The organism is Pseudomonas sp. PS01297, assembly GCF_029959305.1.
Lineage (GTDB): Bacteria > Pseudomonadota > Gammaproteobacteria > Pseudomonadales > Pseudomonadaceae > Aquipseudomonas > Aquipseudomonas helleri.
Genome location: NZ_JASCPQ010000024.1, coordinates 1 through 13,996 on the forward strand (window position 1 = coordinate 1; position 13,996 = coordinate 13,996).

Sequence of the window (13,996 nt, forward strand, 5' to 3'; positions counted from 1 at the left end):
CCTCGCGATCTTTTGATCTTTTAAAAAGATCGCGAGGCGAGCTCGCTCCTACAGGCAAATGACAGGATTCTATTCATGGCTTTTGCAGCGCAAATCAAAATCCCGGCGACGTATATGCGGGGCGGTACCAGTAAAGGGGTTTTTTTCAGCCTGCTCGACTTGCCTGACGTGGCTCAGGTGCCGGGCGCGGCCCGTGATGCGCTGTTGCTGCGGGTAATCGGCAGCCCGGACCCGTATGAGAAGCAAATCGACGGCATGGGCGCCGCCACATCCAGTACCAGCAAAACCGTGATCGTCAGCAAAAGCCTGCACGCTGACCATGATGTCGACTACCTGTTTGGTCAGGTGTCGATCGACAAGCCTTTTGTCGACTGGAGCGGCAACTGCGGCAACCTGTCGGCGGCGGTCGGCTCGTTCGCCATCAGCAGCGGTCTGGTCGACCCGAGCCTTATTCCGCGCAACGGCACGGCGGTGGTGCGCATCTGGCAAGCCAACATCAGCAAAACCATTATTGCCCACGTGCCTATCACCGACGGCGCGGTCCAGGAAACCGGCGACTTTGAACTGGATGGCGTGACCTTTCCGGCTGCAGAGGTTCAGCTTGAGTTCCTCAACCCGGCGGCAGAAGAAGAGGGTGCGGGCGGTTCGATGTTCCCCACCGGCAACCTGGTGGACGACCTGGAAGTGCCGGGCGTCGGCACCCTTAAAGTCACGATGATCAATGCCGGCATCCCGACCATTTTCGTCAATGCCCACGACATCGGTTACACCGGCACCGAACTGCAGAACGACATCAACGCGGATGCGAAAGCGCTGGCGCTGTTCGAAACCATTCGTGCGTACGGTGCGTTGCGCATGGGCCTGATCGATAACCTCGACGATGCCGCCAAGCGCCAGCACACACCCAAAGTGGCGTTTGTGGCCAAGCCTGCGGATTACCTGTCGTCCAGCGGTAAGCCGGTGAGCGCGAACAGCATTGATTTGCTGGTGCGTGCCTTGTCGATGGGCAAACTGCACCACGCGATGATGGGCACTGCCGCCGTGGCGATTGGCACAGCAGCCGCCATTCCGGGCACGCTGGTCAACTTGGCGGCGGGTGGCGAATTGCGCAGCGCCGTGCGCTTCGGCCACCCGTCGGGCACCTTGCGGGTGGGCGCACAAGCGCAGCAGATTGACGGCGAATGGACCGTGACCAAAGCCATCATGAGCCGCAGCGCGCGGGTCTTGATGGAAGGTTGGGTGCGGGTGCCCCCGATTTGAAAGAACAATCTGTAGGAGCGAGCTTGTCTCGCGATCTGTTGGGTGGTTAAGAGATCGCGAGGCAAGCTCGCTCTTACAGCTGGTAATTAGAGCGGGCATTCAGACCTGCCAGCCTGACCCTGAGGATGGAACACGACACTCATTCACCCACTTGGAGTCACTCCACATGAGCGCCAACGTCGACCTCAACAACCGTCCCGACTATGACAAGGTCTTGCAGGACATTGCCGACTATGTCCTGACTTACCGCATCACTTCCCAAGAAGCCCTGAATACCGCCCGTAACTGCCTGATGGACACCTTGGGCTGCGGCTTGCTGGCGTTACGTTTTCCGGAATGCACCAAACACCTGGGCCCGATTGTCGAAGGCACGGTGGTGCCGTTTGGCGCCCGTGTGCCCGGTACATCGTTTCGCCTGGACCCGGTCAAGGCTGCGTGGGACATCGGCTGTATAGTGCGTTGGCTGGATTACAACGACACCTGGCTGGCGGCGGAGTGGGGGCATCCTTCGGATAACCTGGGCGGGATTCTGGCGGTGGCCGACCATCTCTCGCAAAAGCGTGTGGCCAATGGCGAAGCGCCGTTGACCGTGCGTGCGGTGCTGGAAGCGATGATCATGGCGCATGAGATTCAAGGCGTCATTGCTCTGGAAAACTCTTTCAATCGCGTCGGCCTTGACCATGTGCTGCTGGTGAAAGTCGCGTCGACGGCGGTCTGCGCCAAGCTGATGGGCGCTGATCGCGAGCAGTTGCTGGCGGCGTTGTCCCATGCGTTTGTCGATGGTCAGGCCTTGCGCACCTATCGCCACGCGCCAAACGCCGGCTCGCGCAAGTCGTGGGCGGCGGGGGATGCGTCGAGCCGCGGCGTGCGTCTGGCGGATATCGCGCTGCGCGGTGAAATGGGTATTCCGGGTGTGTTGACGGCGCCGCAGTGGGGCTTTTACGACGTGCTGTTCAGCCACACCAACAAGGACCTGGCGCTTAAGCCTGAAAGTCAGCGTCAATTCAGCCTGTCACAGCCCTATGGCACTTATGTGATGGAAAACGTGCTGTTCAAGATCAGTTTCCCGGCCGAGTTCCATGCGCAGACGGCGTGCGAAGCGGCTGTCACCTTGCACCCGCAGGTGAAAGATCGCCTGCATGAGATCGACAAAATCGTGATTACTACCCATGAATCCGCGATCCGGATCATTTCCAAGCAAGGCCAGTTGGCCAATGCGGCGGATCGAGATCACTGCATTCAATACATGACTGCCGTGCCGCTGGCATTTGGCAATCTGGTGGCGGAACAGTACGAAGACGACTTCCACGCCGCGCATCCGATCATTGATGAGCTGCGCGAGAAGATGGTAATTGTCGAAGAACCGCGCTACACCCGCGAATACCTGGAGGCCGACAAACGTTCGATTGCCAACGCCATTCAGGTGTTTTTCAAGGACGGCAGCCACACTGAGCAAGTAGTGGTGGAGTACCCGATTGGCCATCGTCGGCGCCGTGCTGAGGGCATTCCGTTGCTGGAAGACAAGTTCAAGGCCAACCTGGCCACGCGCTTTGTCGGCCAGCGCTGCAAGCAGATTTTTGAACTGTGCAAAGATCAGGCGAAGCTTGAAGCGACGCCGGTTCATACATTTGTAGATTTGCTGGTGATTTAACAGAGGTTCTGTAGCCGCTGCCGAAGGCTGCGATCGGTCGCGCTTCTAAGATCGCAGGAAGGCCCTGCGGTCCTTATCGCAGCCTTCGGCAGCGGCTACAGGGAATGTCAGCGCTTCACTTGAAGCGTCGCTCCACGCCTTTTTCGACCAGGATCTTGGCCGAGATTTCTTCTACCGAGAAATGCGTGGAGTTGATGTGCGGGATGTTTTCGCGCTGGAACAGGCTTTCGACTTCGCGCACTTCAAATTCGCACTGGGCGTAGCTGGAGTAGCGGCTGTTGGGCTTGCGCTCGTTGCGAATGGCGGTGAGGCGGTCCGGGTCGATGGTCAGGCCGAACAGTTTGTGCTTGTGCGCGCGCAAGGCCGCGGGCAGCTTCAGGCTTTCCATATCGTCTTCGGTCAACGGGTAGTTGGCCGCACGAATGCCGAATTGCATGGCCATGTACAGGCAGGTCGGGGTTTTGCCGCAACGTGACACACCTACCAGAATCAGGTCAGCCTTGTCGTATTTGTGTGTGCGCGCGCCGTCGTCGTTGTCGAGGGCAAAGTTCACCGCCTCGATACGCTCCATATAGTTGGAGTTATGGCCAATTGAGTGGGATTTACCCACCGAATAGGAGGAATGTTCCGCCAGTTCCTGCTCCAGAGGCGCCAGGAAGCTGGAGAAAATGTCGATCATGAAGCCATTGGCGGTGGCGAGGACTTCGCGAATATCCTGATTGACGATAGTGTCGAAGATTATCGGGCGAACACCGTCTTTTTCGGCGGCGTTGTCGATTTGTTGTACCATTGCCCGCGCTTTTTCCACGCTATCTATATAAGGGCGTGTGAATTTGCTGAAGGTCACGTTTTCGAATTGCGCCAACAAACTCTGGCCGAGGGTTTCGGCTGTGATGCCGGTGCCGTCGGATATAAAGAAAGCAGATCGTTTCATTTGCGCCTTGGGCCTTAAGCTGGTGACGTTTCTTGGATATGATAGGCGCGATTTTGTCGCCCGCAATGGCAGGCAGTGTCACTTATTTTCCAGGTCCAGGCCACAATCGCCGAGAGACTCCATAGACGGAGTGTCCGGCACCCTGAGCTTTTCCAACACAGTTAGTGGAGAGATCACCTTGGTAGAGTACGTAGTTTCCCTCGATAAGCTCGGCGTCCATGATGTGGAGCATGTGGGGGGCAAGAACGCATCCCTCGGCGAGATGATCAGCAACCTTGCAGGCGCTGGTGTATCGGTTCCCGGTGGTTTTGCGACGACTTCCCAGGCATACCGTGATTTTCTTGAGCTGAGCGGCTTGAATGATCAGATCCATGCAGCGTTGGACGCGCTGGATGTTGATGACGTCAACGCCCTGGCCAAGACCGGCGCCCAGATCCGTCAATGGATCATGGAAGCCGAGTTCCCTGAGAAACTCAACGCTGAAATCCGTGCTGCGTTTGCGACCCTCTCGCAAGGCAACCCGGACATGGCCGTTGCCGTACGTTCTTCGGCCACCGCCGAAGACTTGCCGGACGCCTCCTTTGCCGGTCAGCAAGAAACCTTCCTGAACATCCGTGGCGTTGAAAACGTGATTCGTGCGGCCAAGGAAGTGTTCGCTTCCCTGTTCAACGACCGTGCGATTTCTTACCGCGTGCACCAAGGTTTTGACCACAAGCTGGTGGCCCTGTCGGCTGGCGTACAGCGCATGGTTCGTTCCGAAACCGGCACCGCAGGCGTGATGTTCACCCTGGACACCGAGTCGGGCTTCCGTGACGTGGTGTTCATCACTGGCGCCTACGGCCTGGGCGAAACCGTCGTACAAGGCGCGGTCAACCCGGACGAATTCTACGTTCACAAACCAACCCTGGAAGCCGGTCGCCCAGCGATTCTGCGCCGCAACCTGGGTAGCAAAGCGATCAAAATGATCTACGGCGACGAAGCCAAGGCCGGTAAATCGGTCAAGGTCATCGACGTAGAGAAGGCGGACCGCGAGCGTTTCTGCCTGAGCGACGCTGAAATCAACGAACTGGCCAAGCAAGCGATGATCATCGAGAAGCACTACAAGTGCCCGATGGACATCGAATGGGCCAAAGATGGCGACGACGGCAAGCTGTACATTGTTCAGGCCCGCCCTGAAACCGTGAAGAGCCGCACCCAGGCCAACGTGATGGAGCGTTACCTGCTCAAAGAAACCGGCACTGTGCTGGTTGAAGGTCGCGCCATTGGCCAGCGCATCGGCGCGGGTAAGGTTCGCATCATTAAAGACGTCTCCGAGATGGACAAAGTCCAGCCGGGCGACGTGTTGGTGTCGGACATGACTGACCCGGACTGGGAACCGGTCATGAAGCGCGCCAGCGCTATCGTTACCAACCGTGGTGGCCGTACCTGCCACGCCGCGATCATCGCGCGTGAGTTGGGTATCCCTGCGGTCGTCGGTTGCGGTAACGCCACTCAGTTGCTCAAAGACGGCCAGGGCGTGACGGTTTCGTGTGCTGAAGGCGATACCGGTTTCATCTTTGAAGGTGAACTGGGCTTCGACATCAAGAAAAACTCCGTCGATGCCATGCCGGAACTGCCGTTCAAAATCATGATGAACGTGGGTAACCCGGACCGTGCGTTTGACTTCGCACAACTGCCGAACGCCGGTGTGGGCCTGGCCCGTCTGGAGTTCATCATCAACCGTATGATCGGCGTGCACCCAAAGGCACTGCTGAACTACGACGGTTTGCCGCAAGAAATCAAAGACAGCGTCGACAAGCGCATCGCGGGTTACAGCGACCCGGTTGATTTCTACGTCGACAAACTGGTTGAAGGCATCAGCACCCTGGCTGGCGCGTTTACCCCGAAAAAAGTGATCGTGCGTCTGTCGGACTTCAAGTCCAACGAATACGCCAACCTGATCGGCGGCAAACTGTACGAGCCGGAAGAAGAAAACCCGATGCTGGGCTTCCGTGGTGCTTCGCGTTACATCAGCGAAAACTTCCGCGATTGCTTCGAGCTCGAGTGCCGTGCCCTCAAGCGCGTGCGCAACGACATGGGCTTTACCAACGTCGAAATCATGGTGCCGTTCGTACGCACCCTGGGCGAAGCGAGCCAGGTGATCGACTTGCTGGCTGAAAACGGCCTCAAGCGTGGCGAAAACGGCCTGCGCATCATCATGATGTGCGAGCTGCCATCCAACGCGATTCTGGCTGAAGAGTTCCTTGAATTCTTCGACGGCTTCTCGATCGGTTCCAACGACCTGACTCAGTTGACCCTGGGCCTGGATCGTGATTCCGGCGTGATCGCTCACTTGTTTGACGAGCGTAACCCGGCCGTTAAAAAGCTGCTGTCCAACGCTATTCAGGCGTGCAACAAGGCTGGCAAATACATCGGTATTTGCGGTCAGGGCCCATCCGATCACCCGGATCTGGCGCTGTGGCTGATGGAGCAAGGCATTGAAAGCGTGTCGTTGAACCCGGACACCGTACTGGAAACCTGGTTCTTCCTGGCTGAAGGCCAAGCGCAAGCTTGAGTCGTTGAGAGAAGGGGCAGGGCAACCCATCGGTTGCCTTGCTCTCTATACGTGTTAGGGCGAGTTCGTGTTCGGATTCGCCCTTTTTTGTGCAAGAGCATTATGCAAAGCAGCAGTCATTTATTTCCCGTTGCCCTGATCAGCGCTGAGCGTCGGGGTGATTTGAGCGAAGACGTTTATCGCTTGAAACCCGCCAACAGCCCGGATATTTCCGTGGAGTTGGTGGTGACCCGTCTGGGCATGGCCGATGCGGGCCAAGTGCGGGGTGTGCCGGTCATTTTGTTGCACGGCAGTTTTTCCAATCGTCGCTTCTGGTATTCGCCCAAAGGTGTCGGGCTAGGGGCCTTTTTGGCTCGGGCCGGCTTTGATGTGTGGCTGCCTGAAATGCGCGGCCATGGCTTGTCGTCGCGCAATATTCACTGGGCCAAAAACCGGGTAGCGGACTACGCCCGCTACGATTTGCCGGCCATTGGTGCGTTTGTGCGTGAACAAAGCGGGCAAACGCCGCATTGGCTTGGCCATTCCCAAGGCGCTATCAGCCTGGCGGCGGCCCTGGGCGGTGAGTATCTGCAGGCGGCAGACGTGGCTTCGGCGGCGTTTTTCGGCTGTCAGATCAATCGCCGCTACTGGTCGCTGAAAATTCCGCCGGTGCAGTGGGGCGCTTACCTGCTGTTGAAGCGATTTGCGCAGTTGTCAGGCACCCGTCTTAAACGTGGCCCTGAGGATGAGCCGGTCAGCATCGCACTCGAAACCCTGCGCTGGAATGGCTTTATGGGCCGTTTTAAAGACGCGGATCGCGATTGGTGGGCAGGTTTGGCACAAGTTGAACTGCCGGTGCTGGTGGTGGCCGCGGCGGGCGACCGACAAACGCCAGAATGGGCTTGCCGCAAACTGTATGACCAGATGGGCGCCGCGCAGCGCCAGTTTGTGTGCCTTGGGCGCGAGCACGGGTTCAGCTCAGACTTTAACCATGTCGAGATGCTGGCGAGCCCGGCGGCTCAGCAAGAGGTGTGGCCGCGGGTGCTTAACTGGCTGAACCACGCTGAGATGCGTTGATTGAACTCGCTCGGCAAGGCATAGGGGGTTTCAGCGGGTAGTGGTTGCGGCTACTCTATGACGTTCGTGGTGTTTCTGGTCACATTTCGTGGCTGGTTAGCTAATGAGTTCTCGTTGGCGAGTGCGTGGCCTGTTTAACGCCAGCGCTCGTCAGAACGTCTATAACAGTAGTGCTGCCGTTTTTCATCTTGCTGTGCCCACCTTAAACAGGAGCTAGTTCATGAATCACTACCTTACCCCCGACTTGTGCGATGCCTATCCAGAGCTAGTGCAAGTGCTGGACCCCATGTTCAGCAACTTTGGCGGACGTGATTCCTTTGGTGGTGAGATCGTGACCATCAAGTGCTTTGAAGACAACTCGCTGGTCAAGGAGCAGGTTGAACTCAAGGGGGATGGCAAGGTGTTGGTGGTGGATGGCGGCGGTTCCCTGCGCCGGGCGTTGCTGGGCGACATGCTGGCTGAAAAGGCCGCTAAAAATGGCTGGGAAGGTTTGGTGATTTATGGCTGCATCCGTGACGTTGACGTGATTGCGCAAACAGACCTGGGCGTTCAGGCGCTGGCCAGCCACCCGATGAAGACTGACAAGCGCGGCATTGGCGATTTGAACGTGGCGGTGACCTTTGCGGGTGTCACGTTCCGGCCCGGAGAATTCATTTATGCCGATAACAATGGCGTTATTATTTCGCCTTCAGCTCTGAAAATGCCGACATGATTCAGGGCAAAAGCTCATCGCTCTAATCACAAGGACCACGGATGCAAGAGGAAGACAACGCACAATGGGGGCTGGTGTATGCCCTGGTGCTGGACGGTAAGGGCGGTGCTCGCCATATCCCGCGTACTGAGCTGGACACGCTGGAACTGCACAGTCATGAAAGCCTTTGGTTGCACTGGGATCGCAGTCACCCGCAAGCCCAGACCTGGCTGCGCGGTTCCAGTGGTTTGAGCGATTTCAGTTGTGATTTGCTGCTCGAAGAAAACACCCGTCCGCGTCTGTTGACCTTGCCCAACAACGAGCTGTTGCTGTTTTTGCGCGGGGTTAACCTCAATCCTGGCGCAGAACCTGAAGACATGGTTTCGTTGCGCATCTTTGGCAGTTCGCAGCGGGTGATCTCACTGCGTTTGCGAAGGCTGCGTGCCATTGATGAAATGCTCAATGATTTTGAGCAAGGCGATGGCCCTAAAGACCCTGCCGAATTGATCTTGTACCTGGCTCAAAACCTGACGTTGAAGGTCCAGGACTTGATCGGCGACCTGTCAGAAATCGTCGATGACGAAGAAGATAAGATAGATGCCGACGAACGGTATACCCCGGAGCACGGTGCTATTTTGCCGATCCGTCGAAGAGCTGCCGGTTTACGTCGTTTTCTGGCGCCGCAACGGGATATTTTCGGGCAGCTCGCGCGAACAAAAATCCCGTGGTTCAGCAGTGATGTGCTCGATTACTGGAACGAGCTCAACAACAGCCTGACGCGTTACCTGGAAGAGCTCGAACTCACGCGAGAGCGCGTGGGGCTGGTGCTTGAGGCCGTAGACCGGCGCATGAGCGAGCGCATGAGCCGCATCATGTACCGCTTCGGGGTGATCACCGGGATCTTTTTACCGATTACATTTCTCACGGGCTTGCTCGGGATCAATGTGGGCGGCGTGCCGTTCTCTAATAATCCCTGGGGTTTTCCCGTGGTTTGCAGCCTGATGGTGGTGATTGCCGTCGTGCAGTGGTGGTTTTATCGACGTTTGCAGTGGCTCTGAATGGGCGCGAAATGTGACCCGATTAAAGTAGCTTGCGTCTTTCACTGAGATACCGAGAGGTGCATATGCACGATCCGTTTGAACAGTCGCTACGTGAAATGCTCAAAACGCCGTCATCCAGCCGTGACGATGATGCGTGTTTGGGGCGAGTGCTGAAAACCGCCAATCGCCAGGTAGGCGCGGGCGATCTTTTCAGCCTGCCCGGTCGCTGGATGCAAGCGCTGACGATTGCATTGAATAGCGGTTCGGCCCATATTGCGCCCGTTTCGCGGCGCAAACCTGCTGCTCGCCCTGTTGATAAGGCTGATTGAACATGGAACTTGATCTCTGGACTCAGAGCCTGGTCACGGCAATGACTGCCCTGTGGACTAAAATTGCCAACTTCATCCCGAACCTTTTCGGGGCGCTGGTTGTCGTACTGCTGGGCTTCGTGGTTGCCAAACTGCTCGATACCCTGCTGTCCAAGTTGCTTGCAAAGTTGGGCCTCGATCGCCTCATGGGCGGCACCGGCCTGACCAAGATTCTGGCTCGCGTCGGCATCAAGGTGCCGATCTCGATCCTCATCGGCAAAATTGTTTACTGGTTCATCCTGCTGGTGTTTCTGGTGTCAGCGGCGCAATCGCTGGGGCTGGACCGCGTTTCTGCGGCACTGGATATTTTTACGGTTTATTTGCCCAAGGTTTTTGGTGCTTTGCTAGTGTTGTTGGCGGGTGTGCTACTTGCACAGTTGCTCAATGGCTTGGTGCGCGGAGCGGCCGAGAGCGTCGGGTTTGATTATGCAAGTGGCCTGGGGCGTGTTGCTCAGGGGCTGGTCATCATCATCAGTATTTCTGTGGCTATCAGTCAGTTGGAGGTCAAAACCGACCTGCTGAACCACGTGATTGTGATTGTTTTGATTACCGTTGGTCTGGCTGTGGCCTTGGCCATGGGCTTGGGAAGTCGTGAAATTGCCGGTCAGATTCTGGCCGGGATCTATGTGCGTGAGTTGTACCAGGTTGGGCAAGAAGTGCGAGTTGGCGAGGTCGAAGGGCAGATCGAAGAGATCGGCACGGTTAAAACCACGTTGCTGACCGAGGAAGGTGAGCTAGTCTCAATTTCCAATCGGATCTTGCTGGAGCAGCACGTGACAAGCCGCTAATGCGGCAAACCCTGCTAATGTATGCCGCCGTAAAAATGCCTGCTTTGAAGGCTGATACGGTGGCCATTGACCTGACTGTCGGCACGACTCGTTTTGAATAAAGCCCAATCGCTATCCATGCGCTACGATCCCCGCGAGCTCTCTGATGAGGAGTTGGTTGCGCGCGCGCATGATGAGTTGTTTCACGTGACGCGTGCTTATGAAGAATTGATGCGCCGCTATCAACGCACTTTGTTCAACGTTTGTTCAAGGTACTTAGGGAACGATAGGGACGCGGATGATGTCTGTCAGGAAGTGATGCTTAAGGTGTTGTACGGCTTGAAAAATTTCGAAGGAAAATCGAAATTCAAGACATGGCTATATAGCATCACTTACAACGAATGCATCACACAGTATCGAAAGGAACGGCGAAAGCGTCGCTTGATGGACGCATTAAGTATTGACCCCCTTGAGGAAGCGTCTGAGGAAAAGGCGCCGAAACCTGAGGAAAAGGGCGGACTTGATCGCTGGTTGGTGCATGTGAACCCGATTGATCGCGAAATTTTAGTGCTGCGTTTTGTCGCAGAACTGGAATTTCAGGAAATCGCAGACATAATGCATATGGGTTTGAGCGCGACGAAGATGAGATACAAGCGCGCTCTTGATAAATTGCGTGAGAAATTTGCAGGTCTTGCTGAAACTTAGTTCAGTGCAAATGGCTCTACGTGTAGGCAAGGTCTGATAGACTTGCCGCCGAGTTGTCCCCCGGTATGTGGGACTGCTTTACAATCACCAGATGGGGATTTAACGGATGAAACTGAAAAACACCTTGGGCATTGCCATTGGTTCCTTTGTAGCCGCAACTTCGTTCGGTGCCCTGGCACAAGGCCAAGGCGCGGTCGAGGGTGAACTGTTCTACAAAAAACAGTACAACGACAGCGTCAACCACGTTGAAGACGGTTACAACCCAGGCGCCTCGATCGGTTACTTCATCACTGATGACGTTTCGATCAACTTCGCGTACGACAAGACCAACCACACCCGTTCGAACGACGGCACTGGTCACCAGAAGCTGCAAGGTGACAACTTTGGTCTGAACGCTCAGTACCACTTCGGCACCGTAGGCGACGCTCTGCGTCCATACGTTTCCGGCGGTGTTGCTCACAAGAGCATGACCAACGTTGAGGCTGATGGCCACAGCGGTCGCGACAAGTCGACTTTCCTGACTGCTGGCGCTGGTGTTAAGTGGTACATCACTGACAACCTGTTCGCCCGTGCTGGCGTTGAGGCTGACTACAAACTGGACAACGGCCGTTGGGACTACGCTCCTACCGTTGGTCTGGGTGTGAACTTCGGTGGCAGCGGTGGCAAAGTAGCTCCTGCTCCAGTTCCAGCTCCAGCACCAATCGCTGAGCCAGAACCAGAAGCTCCGATCGCTGAAGTGGTTAAAGTTGAGCTGGACGTTAAGTTCGACTTCGACAAAGCCGTTGTTAAGTCTCAGTACCTGCCAGACATCAAGAACGTTGCTCAGTTCATGCAGCAGTACCCTGCGACCAGCACTACTGTGAATGGTTACACTGACAGCGTCGGTACCGATGCTTACAACCTGAAACTGTCCCAGCGTCGTGCTGACTCTGTGCGTCAGGCTCTGGTACAGCAAGGTGTTTCGGCTGGCCGTGTAGACGCAGTTGGTCACGGTAAGGCAGATCCAGTTGCTACTAACGCAACTGACGAAGGCCGCGCTCTGAACCGTCGCGTTGAAGCCGTTGTACAAGCTCAATCTAATTAATTTTAGATAAGCTGCCAGAAAAACCCGGCTCCGGCCGGGTTTTTCTTTGCCTGTGATTTGCCAGGCGGCGCGGCTATAATTGCGCCCACTTTCCGTCACCCTTCGAGTCCATTGCGCCCATGTATAACCTGGCCCGCCAGCTGCTTTTCAAACTGTCCCCTGAAGCCTCTCACGATCTGTCGCTGGATTTGATCGGGGCGGGCGGCCGTCTGGGGCTTAATGGTTTGTTGTGCAAGGCACCGGCGAAGCTGCCAGTGACAGTCATGGGGCTGAATTTTCCAAACCCGGTCGGTCTGGCTGCCGGTCTGGATAAAAACGGCGCAGCCATCGATGGTTTCGCCCAATTGGGTTTTGGCTTTGTTGAGATCGGCACGGTCACGCCGCGCCCTCAGCCAGGCAATCCAAAGCCACGTATTTTTCGCTTGCCGGAAGCGCAGGCCATCATCAACCGCATGGGCTTTAACAACCTTGGGGTTGATCATTTGCTGAGTCGCGTTCAGGCGGCCCGCTACAGCGGCATTCTGGGTATCAATATCGGCAAGAACTTCGACACGCCGGTTGAGCGTGCCGTCGACGATTACCTGATCTGCCTGGACAAGGTGTATGCCCACGCCAGCTACGTCACCGTCAACGTCAGTTCGCCGAACACACCGGGTTTGCGCAGCTTGCAGTTCGGTGATTCGCTCAAGCAGTTGCTCGAAGCCCTACAACTGCGCCAGAACGAACTGACGCAGCGCCACGGTAAGCGCGTACCGCTGGCGATCAAGATCGCACCGGACATGAGCGACGAAGAAACCGTGCTCGTGGCTCAGGCGCTGCTGGAGACCGGCATGGACGCTGTTATCGCCACCAACACCACGCTTAGCCGCGTCGGCGTTGAAGGTTTGGCCCATGGGGATGAGGCGGGCGGCTTGTCTGGCGCCCCGGTGCTTGAAAAAAGCACGCACACCGTCAAGGTGCTGGCCGCTGAACTGGCAGGGCGTTTGCCGATCATCGCGGCCGGCGGGATTACAGAAGGCAAGCACGCGGCTGAGAAAATCGCCGCGGGTGCGAGCCTGGTGCAGATCTACTCAGGCTTTATCTACAAAGGCCCGGCGCTGATTCGCGAATCGGTTGATGCCATTGCAGCGTTGCCGCGCAAGTAACGCGCAGCGCGTGGCGTGCGGGCATAAAAAAGGGCTCCTTTAAGGAGCCCTTGGGCCGAAGCCCGCCGCCTGGATAGGACGGCAAGGTTAAATCGTTGTCGCTTCAAGGTGATGTCGGAAGGTGTCCAGTGTTAGCCGACGGCGTTGATTTCGTTGAGTCTGTGGATGCCCGCAGTGCCAGTCATACCGTCCCAGTTGTCGCCGCGTCCTTCGCGCCAGCCGTTAATCCAGGCTTGACGTACCGACGGTAGAGTAAATGGGCAAAGCTCACGGGATTTACCATGTACGCCATTTTGATATCCGCGCAAAAATGCTCTTTCCAACGGATCACGCTTAAGTCTTCTCATAGGGTGTTTCCCTCACTTGTTGACTGTTTTATTTAGCGTCGACCTTCCAAAGGTCGGGGCAGACTGATCTGCCGTCGGGGGTGCTCGCTGCCGGCGTGGCGAGCCTTTCTGTTGTTGCCTGTGCGGCGACAACCTGAGTCCAGTTCTAACCAATGCACTCCGGTGAGGGAATGATCGTTTTGTCATAAGCACGTAACGAAAATGGTGTTACAGCCATAAGACAGGCTGTTTTTGCTCGTCCGGTTTCGGCAAAAGCCTGACAGGACGAGCGCTTGCAAAGATGATGAGTTTCATTCTCCGTTGCTAATAGCTGCCTGATCCACTCGGGCACTATTCGACGAAGGGTCTGAATATGACCAGTTGTTTCTTAATGAATGACCTGCCTCAGCGTCTA

13 protein-coding genes are annotated in these 13,996 nt (G+C 56.4%); 11 read left to right on the forward strand and 2 right to left on the reverse strand.

What is annotated here, in order from left to right; all coding sequences use genetic code 11:
* Positions 1–75: 75 nt before the first annotated feature.
* Together prpF and prpD are read left to right on the forward strand one after the other, a co-directional pair.
* On the forward strand, positions 76–1,260 hold the full coding sequence (gene prpF / locus QMX84_RS09685) for a 2-methylaconitate cis-trans isomerase PrpF (protein ID WP_282363713.1): 1,185 nt from the start codon (positions 76–78) through the stop codon (positions 1,258–1,260).
* 166 nt (positions 1,261–1,426) lie between these two features.
* Entirely contained in the window at positions 1,427–2,911 is a 1,485-nt protein-coding gene (prpD, locus tag QMX84_RS09690; protein ID WP_262126826.1) for a 2-methylcitrate dehydratase, read from the forward strand.
* Positions 2,912–3,026: 115 nt separating this feature from the next.
* On the opposite strand, the gene QMX84_RS09695 is transcribed toward prpD, so the two are convergent.
* Entirely contained in the window at positions 3,027–3,845 is an 819-nt protein-coding gene (locus QMX84_RS09695; RefSeq protein ID WP_048386835.1) for a pyruvate, water dikinase regulatory protein, read from the reverse strand.
* Positions 3,846–4,023: 178 nt separating this feature from the next.
* Here QMX84_RS09695 and ppsA point away from each other — a divergent pair, with 178 nt between their 5' ends.
* The 9 genes from ppsA (at position 4,024) to QMX84_RS09740 (ending at position 13,255) form a co-directional block, all read left to right on the forward strand.
* Positions 4,024–6,399 (forward strand): phosphoenolpyruvate synthase, encoded by a 2,376-nt coding sequence (ppsA, locus tag QMX84_RS09700; RefSeq protein ID WP_048369825.1) that lies wholly within the window; start codon positions 4,024–4,026, stop codon positions 6,397–6,399.
* 102 nt (positions 6,400–6,501) lie between these two features.
* The gene (locus tag QMX84_RS09705; RefSeq protein WP_262126825.1) at positions 6,502–7,455 is read left to right on the forward strand and encodes a lysophospholipase; all 954 of its coding nucleotides are present in this window, start codon (positions 6,502–6,504) and stop codon (positions 7,453–7,455) included.
* Positions 7,456–7,675: 220 nt separating this feature from the next.
* Positions 7,676–8,167: a ribonuclease E activity regulator RraA gene (gene rraA, locus QMX84_RS09710; protein WP_262126824.1), complete on the forward strand. Its 492-nt coding sequence runs from the start codon at positions 7,676–7,678 to the stop codon at positions 8,165–8,167.
* Positions 8,168–8,208: 41 nt separating this feature from the next.
* On the forward strand, positions 8,209–9,204 hold the full coding sequence (locus QMX84_RS09715) for a zinc transporter ZntB (RefSeq protein WP_262126823.1): 996 nt from the start codon (positions 8,209–8,211) through the stop codon (positions 9,202–9,204).
* A gap of 65 nt (positions 9,205–9,269) precedes the next feature.
* Positions 9,270–9,515, forward strand: coding sequence for a hypothetical protein (locus QMX84_RS09720; RefSeq protein ID WP_048369831.1), 246 nt, complete (start codon positions 9,270–9,272; stop codon positions 9,513–9,515).
* Positions 9,516–9,517: 2 nt separating this feature from the next.
* Complete coding sequence (locus QMX84_RS09725) at positions 9,518–10,342, forward strand: mechanosensitive ion channel family protein (RefSeq protein WP_262126822.1); 825 nt, start codon at positions 9,518–9,520, stop codon at positions 10,340–10,342.
* A gap of 93 nt (positions 10,343–10,435) precedes the next feature.
* Positions 10,436–11,026, forward strand: coding sequence for an RNA polymerase sigma factor SigX (gene sigX, locus QMX84_RS09730; protein WP_088500243.1), 591 nt, complete (start codon positions 10,436–10,438; stop codon positions 11,024–11,026).
* A gap of 106 nt (positions 11,027–11,132) precedes the next feature.
* On the forward strand, positions 11,133–12,110 hold the full coding sequence (locus tag QMX84_RS09735; RefSeq protein ID WP_048369836.1) for an OmpA family protein: 978 nt from the start codon (positions 11,133–11,135) through the stop codon (positions 12,108–12,110).
* A gap of 119 nt (positions 12,111–12,229) precedes the next feature.
* Positions 12,230–13,255, forward strand: coding sequence for a quinone-dependent dihydroorotate dehydrogenase (locus QMX84_RS09740; RefSeq protein ID WP_048369838.1), 1,026 nt, complete (start codon positions 12,230–12,232; stop codon positions 13,253–13,255).
* A gap of 131 nt (positions 13,256–13,386) precedes the next feature.
* On the opposite strand, the gene QMX84_RS09745 is transcribed toward QMX84_RS09740, so the two are convergent.
* A complete protein-coding gene (locus QMX84_RS09745) occupies positions 13,387–13,602 on the reverse strand; it encodes a ribosome modulation factor (RefSeq protein WP_082148720.1) in 216 nt (71 codons plus the stop codon).
* Between the last annotated feature and the right edge of the window lie 394 nt (positions 13,603–13,996).

Coding starts and splice junctions, on each gene's coding strand:
- QMX84_RS09735 (WP_048369836.1), top strand. CDS start 11,133: ATGAAACTGAAAAACACCTTGGGCATTGCCATTGGTTCCTTTGTAGCC.
- QMX84_RS09745 (WP_082148720.1), bottom strand. CDS start 13,602: ATGAGAAGACTTAAGCGTGATCCGTTGGAAAGAGCATTTTTGCGCGGA.
- prpF (WP_282363713.1), top strand. CDS start 76: ATGGCTTTTGCAGCGCAAATCAAAATCCCGGCGACGTATATGCGGGGC.
- QMX84_RS09695 (WP_048386835.1), bottom strand. CDS start 3,845: ATGAAACGATCTGCTTTCTTTATATCCGACGGCACCGGCATCACAGCC.
- QMX84_RS09715 (WP_262126823.1), top strand. CDS start 8,209: ATGCAAGAGGAAGACAACGCACAATGGGGGCTGGTGTATGCCCTGGTG.
- QMX84_RS09720 (WP_048369831.1), top strand. CDS start 9,270: ATGCACGATCCGTTTGAACAGTCGCTACGTGAAATGCTCAAAACGCCG.
- rraA (WP_262126824.1), top strand. CDS start 7,676: ATGAATCACTACCTTACCCCCGACTTGTGCGATGCCTATCCAGAGCTA.
- QMX84_RS09725 (WP_262126822.1), top strand. CDS start 9,518: ATGGAACTTGATCTCTGGACTCAGAGCCTGGTCACGGCAATGACTGCC.
- QMX84_RS09740 (WP_048369838.1), top strand. CDS start 12,230: ATGTATAACCTGGCCCGCCAGCTGCTTTTCAAACTGTCCCCTGAAGCC.
- prpD (WP_262126826.1), top strand. CDS start 1,427: ATGAGCGCCAACGTCGACCTCAACAACCGTCCCGACTATGACAAGGTC.
- QMX84_RS09705 (WP_262126825.1), top strand. CDS start 6,502: ATGCAAAGCAGCAGTCATTTATTTCCCGTTGCCCTGATCAGCGCTGAG.